The 405-nt window shown below is 51.9% G+C and carries 1 pseudogene; it reads left to right on the top strand.

The annotated features are described in order from the left end of the window. Positions 1-173: 173 nt before the first annotated feature. Positions 174-405 (top strand): annotated as a pseudogene (gene fieF / locus PL640_RS25625) (CDF family cation-efflux transporter FieF); the annotation flags it as partial.

Genomic DNA, 405 nt, shown 5'->3' with positions numbered 1-405 from the left:
CTGCAACCCCAGTAACAAACCCTGTTTTCCTTGCCATAGACACCATCCCTGTCTTCCCCCACATGATGTGGGGGTTTTTTTTGCCCTTTTTACGGTAAATCAACTCCTTCGCCTATCCCGTGAGCGTCACAAGTTCGGGTTATACTAAGCGCATTGCAGGAGAAGGAGCCTATATGAATCAATCTTATGGCCGGTTGGTGAGCCGCGCCGCTATCGCCGCGACGGCTATGGCCTCCGCGTTACTTTTGATCAAAATTTTTGCGTGGTGGTATACCGGTTCTGTCAGTATTCTGGCTGCGCTGGTGGATTCGCTGGTGGACATTGCCGCCTCGCTGACCAACCTGCTGGTGGTTCGCTATTCGCTACAGCCTGCTGATGAAGAACATACCTTTGGTCATGGCAAAG

It is taken from the genome of Agrobacterium sp. ST15.16.024, assembly GCF_027956545.1.
Taxonomy (GTDB): Bacteria; Pseudomonadota; Alphaproteobacteria; order Rhizobiales; family Rhizobiaceae; genus Agrobacterium; species Agrobacterium cucumeris.
This window is presented reverse-complemented; position numbering and strand designations above follow the sequence as displayed.